This window comes from Sphingomonas sp. (assembly GCF_031426035.1).
GTDB lineage: Bacteria > Pseudomonadota > Alphaproteobacteria > Sphingomonadales > Sphingomonadaceae > Sphingomicrobium.
The window spans coordinates 1-4,773 of record NZ_JANPKO010000139.1 but is presented as its reverse complement, the minus strand read 5'-3'; the positions used below and the strand labels follow the sequence as shown (position 1 = coordinate 4,773).

Here is a 4,773-nt window from a genome sequence, read left to right as displayed (position 1 = left end):
CCGCCCGCGCCCGACGCGCGATAGGTGTCGATGCGCAAATCGCTGTCGTTGATCTCGATGTCGATGTCGTCGTCGACCTCGGGATAGACCCATACGCTGGCGAAGCTGGTGTGGCGCCGCGCCGAGCTGTCGTAGGGACTGATGCGGACCAGGCGGTGGACCCCGCTTTCGGTCTTCAAATTGCCGTAGGCGTTGTCGCCCTTGACCAGCAAAGTCGCCGACTTGATCCCGGCCTGCTCGCCGGCGTGGTGGGCGATCAGTTCGACCTTCATCCCGTGGCGCTCGCCCCAGCGGGTGTACATGCGGCTGAGCATCTCGGCCCAGTCCTGGCTTTCGGTCCCGCCGGCGCCCGAATTGACCTCGACATAGCTGTTGTTGGCGTCGGCCTCGCCGGCGAGCAAGGCGGCGACCTTATCGCGCTCGGCGCGGGCGGCGAGCTCGGCGAGGCTGGCGACGGCATCGTCGGCAAGCGCGCTGTCGCCCTCGGCCTCGGCCATTTCGAGCAGTTCGGCGGTGTCGGCCAGTTCGCGCTCGATGGCGCGGGTGGCGCCGATCGCCTCGTCCAGCCGGCGCCGCTCGCGCATCACCTCCTGCGCCGCCTTGGGGTCGTTCCACAGCGAGGAATCCTCGACCTGGGCGTTGAGCTCCTCGAGGCGCTTCAAGGCGCGGTCCCAGTCGATGAAGCGGCGCAGCAATGCCGTCGCCGCCTTGATCTGGTCGATATGGTCTTGCGCTTCGGCGCGCATGGGGACGGGTCTTTCTACGAAAAAAGAGGTGTCGCGGCGGCGCTAGCCAGTCGGCGGCGAGCTTGGCAATGGCGCCGGCGCGGGTGCCGGCTGAACCGTCGGCGCGCTCGGCCCCGGCGCGGCGGGGCGCGGGCGGCGCACGATCCGCGCGCGGGCGCGCTCGCGGCGCTCCAGGGCGTCCTCGCGGTCGGCCGCATCGTCGCCGCCGAGGTTGGTCCGGCGGAACGCGCGGCGCGGCTCGGTCTGCGGCTGGAACGCTTCCCAGATCACCGGCGACTTGGGGTCCTCGCGCAAGGGGAAGGTGCCGAACACGCGGCGGCCCGAGGCGCGGTCGACGCGAGCCCAGCGGATGCCGGCCGGGGCGACGAACGGCACCGGCGGCACGTCCTTGAAGGCGACCTGCGCGAACTGCTTGAAGATCGGCGCCGCGATCCGCCCGCCCTGGGCATAGCCGCCCATGCTGCGCGGCTGGTCGTAGCCCATGTAGACCCCGGCGACGACGTCGGGGGTGCCGCCGACGAACCACACATTGGTCGGGCCCGAGGTGGTGCCGGTCTTGCCGAACAACGGCCGGTTGAGGTCGCGCAGGATGGTCGCGGTGCCGCGCTCGACCACGCCGGTCAGGATATGCACCATCTGGAACGCCGCCATCGGGTCGAGCACCTGGCGCTGGCGCAGCGGCGGGCGCGGCATCGCCTTGCCGTCCCAATCGGGCGCGTTGCAATTGTCCATGATCGCGCAGCGGTTGTCCGAGCGGTAGATGACCTTGCCGGTGCGGTCCTGGACGAAGTCGATGATGGTCGGCTTGACCGCGCGGCCCTGGTTGGCGAGCACCGCATAGGCGTTGGTCAGCTTGAGCACGGTGGTGTCGCCGGCGCCGAGCGCGATCGAAAGGTAGTTGGGATAGTCGCCGACACCCAGTTTCTTGGCGGTGTCGATGACCTTCGACATCCCCGCCTGCGAGGCGGCGCGGACGGTCATCAGATTGCGCGACTGCTCGACCCCCCAGCGCATCGTCTTCGGTCCCGAGTAGCGGCGGTCGAAATTGACGAAGCATTTGTTGCCGAGCCCGGCGCCCTGCCACACGCAGAATGGCGAATCGACGATGATCGAGGCCGGGGTCATGCCGTTCTCGAGCGCGGTCTCGTAGACCACCGGCTTGAACGCCGAGCCGGGCTGGCGCAGCGCCTGGGTGGCGCGGTTGTAGCTCGCGCCGATCGCGTCGAAGCCGCCCTGCATGGCGAGCACGCGCCCGGTGCGCACTTCCTCGGCGACGAACCCGCCGGAGATTTCCGGGATCGAGCGCAGGGCGTAAGTGTCGGTGCCTAACTGCTTGACAATGATGACCATTCCGGGCCGCAAGTTGGAAAAGGCCGACCCCCCGCCGCCGCGCTTGGGCAGCGATGCAGATGATGCGTGCAGTGTCCCAGTCGAGCCGTCGGCAAACCCGATCTCCGCGCGCCCGCCGCTTTTCGACAGCACCGCCGCTTTCCGCCAATCGGGGAAGCCGGTGCCGACCTGCGCGCGGTCGAGCTCGCCGCGCCAGTCGCCGTCGGGGTCGACGTTGAGCCCGAGATCGCGCCAGCCGCGCCCGCCGTCGAACTTGGCGAGGCCCTCGCGCAGCGCTTCGGCGGCGGCGTCCTGCATCACCGGGACCATCGAGGTGCGCACCCACAATCCACCGGCGTAGACGCTGTTGGGCCCGTCCTCGGCCTTTTCGCCGAAGCGTTTCAAGAGGTCGCGCCGGACTTCCTCCATGAAGTAGCCGCCCATCTCGCGGAACTTGGCGTTGCTGCCGTAGCGGATCGTGCCGAGCCCGGCGGCGGCGGCGGCGGCGCGCTGCGAGGCGGCGATGTAGCCGTTCTTCTCCATCTCGCCGAGGACGTAGTTGCGGCGGGTCAGCGCACGGTCGGTGGCGCGCACCGGGTCGTAGTTGGACGGCGCCTTGGGCAGCACCGCGAGATACGCCGCCTCGGGCAGGGTCAGCTCGCCGACGTCCTTGTCGAAGTAGGCGCGGCTCGCCGCCTGCACGCCGTAGGCGTTCCGGCCGAGGAAAATCTGGTTGAGGTAGAGCTCGAGGATCTGTTCCTTGGACAGCGTCGATTCGAGGCGGAAGGCGAGGATCGCCTCGCGGATCTTGCGCCCGATCGAATAGCTGCTGTCCTGCAGCAGCGCTTTCGCCACCTGCTGGGTGATGGTCGAGCCGCCGCGCGCGCGCTCGCCGCTGGTCAGGCTTTTGCGGGTGAAATCGAACACCGCGCCGACCAGCCCGGGGTAATCGATCCCGCCGTGGGAAAAGAAGGTCTTGTCCTCCGCCGACAGGAAGGCGTGCAGGACGAGCGGCGGATATTCGTCATAGGCCAGTTCGACGCGCCGCTCGCGGGCGAAGGTCTGCACCGGGTTGCCGTCGTAACCCCGGACGTTGGACGGCAGCGGCGGCTGGTACGCCATCAGCTTCTCGGAGGTCGGCAATCCGGTCGCGAAAAATACCCACACCGCCGCGAAAAACAGGAAACCGCCAGCGCCCAGATAAGCGCCGCGGCGGACCCAGCGGCGCTCGAACCACGGGTCGATACGGGCATGGACCCGGCGGTTGAACGCAACCAGGTCGGGCAGCGGCACGGCGGGAAACGACGGACGGGCGAAACGCATCGCTTGAGCCTCTACCCGCTATCGCGCGGGGCGAAAAGCCGGTCCGTCAGTCGCTGTGCTCAGCGGCGGTGGCGCAACGCCGCCTCGGCCTCGACGGTCCGTGCCAGGGCGTCGACGATGCGGGCGCGGCCGGCCGGGCTGGCGAGCAGCAGCTCGTCGTCGGCGTTGCTGATGTAGCCGGCCTCGAACAGCACGGCCGGCACGGCGGCGCGGCGAAGCACATGGAACGAGGCGAATTTGTGGGGCTCCGGGCGCAGGCCGACCCGCCCCGCGGCCTTGCCCACCAGCCGCGCGGCAAGATCGGCCGAGGCGGTCATCTGGCCGCGCAAGGCGAGGTCGGCGAGGATCGCGCGGATCGAGCCGTCGGTTGCTCCGGACCCGCTGCCGCCGGCGCGATTCTCCTTGGCCGCGAAGCGCGCCGCGGCGGCATCCGACGCGACATCGGACAGCGAATAGACGCTCGCCCCGCGCGCCAGCGGGTTGGGCGCGCTGTCCATGTGCAACGACAGGAACACCGCGGCGTCGAGGCGGCGGGCGAGGTCGGCGCGCTGGTCGAGGGTCAGATAGCGGTCGTCGTCGCGGGTCAAGGCGACGCGTACCCGCCCGCGCTCGGCGAGGCGGGCGCGCAGCTCGCGGGCGAGGACCAGGGTCAACTGCTTTTCGCTGACGGTGCCCGACACCGCCACGGCGCCGGGGTCGCGGCCGCCGTGGCCGGGGTCGATGACCACGATCGGGCGACCCGGCGAGCGGCCCTCGGTGAGGCGGACGCCGGTGACGGCGGGGGCGAGATCGACGGTGACCCCGCCGCGCCGCGCCTCGCCGATGCCGGCGCGGCGATCGCCGTCATGCGCCGCCGCCCCGCCGCGCGAGGCGCCGAGGACGAGCAGCAACGCCGCCGCGCCGACGATGGTCAGGGCGGCGCCGGTAGCTCCCTTGCTCAGGCGCAAGCGGGTCGTCACGGTCTCCTCGGCGGGTGTCGCACGCCCGCTTATATCATGCGAACATGGTTAACGCCCAATTATCGTCTTTTTTACCCGCGGTTGGGGGCGGCACTGTTGCGGCGCGGTGACGGCGATGCTAACCGAGTTTAATCCTCCGGCCGCATATCGGGCCGGGGACCGCGCCGAGCCCCTTGACCGGGAGCGCGGCTTCCAAGGTTGACGCTGCATGACACCACAGAACGCCCTTCGCCCGCTCTTCGCAGAGCGGCGAGGCGTGTTTCCCGCGGGAAGCTCCGGGATGGTCGGTGCAGCAGAGGCATTTTCACCAATAATGGCTGGCCCGCGCGACGCATTGCCGCGCGGCCCGGCCGCATCGATTGCGCGCCGCCGGCCCCGTGCCGGCCTGCGCGCACGGAGACTTTTCAATGTCCATG

At 70.1% G+C, this 4,773-nt stretch carries 3 protein-coding genes; all 3 read right to left on the bottom strand.

Annotated features, from left to right (window positions below):
• A partial coding sequence (locus tag RMP08_RS10165; RefSeq protein WP_310468882.1) for a PCRF domain-containing protein occupies positions 1-746 on the bottom strand: 746 nt, incomplete at its 3' end.
• A gap of 42 nt (positions 747-788) precedes the next feature.
• Positions 789-3,398: a PBP1A family penicillin-binding protein gene (locus RMP08_RS10160; protein ID WP_310468881.1), complete on the bottom strand. Its 2,610-nt coding sequence runs from the start codon at positions 3,396-3,398 to the stop codon at positions 789-791.
• A gap of 59 nt (positions 3,399-3,457) precedes the next feature.
• Positions 3,458-4,357, bottom strand: a complete 900-nt coding sequence (locus RMP08_RS10155) for an N-acetylmuramoyl-L-alanine amidase (RefSeq protein ID WP_310468880.1) — start codon at positions 4,355-4,357, stop codon at positions 3,458-3,460.
• Positions 4,358-4,773 lie beyond the last annotated feature (416 nt).

Coding starts and splice junctions, on each gene's coding strand:
- RMP08_RS10160 (WP_310468881.1), bottom strand. CDS start 3,398: ATGCGTTTCGCCCGTCCGTCGTTTCCCGCCGTGCCGCTGCCCGACCTG.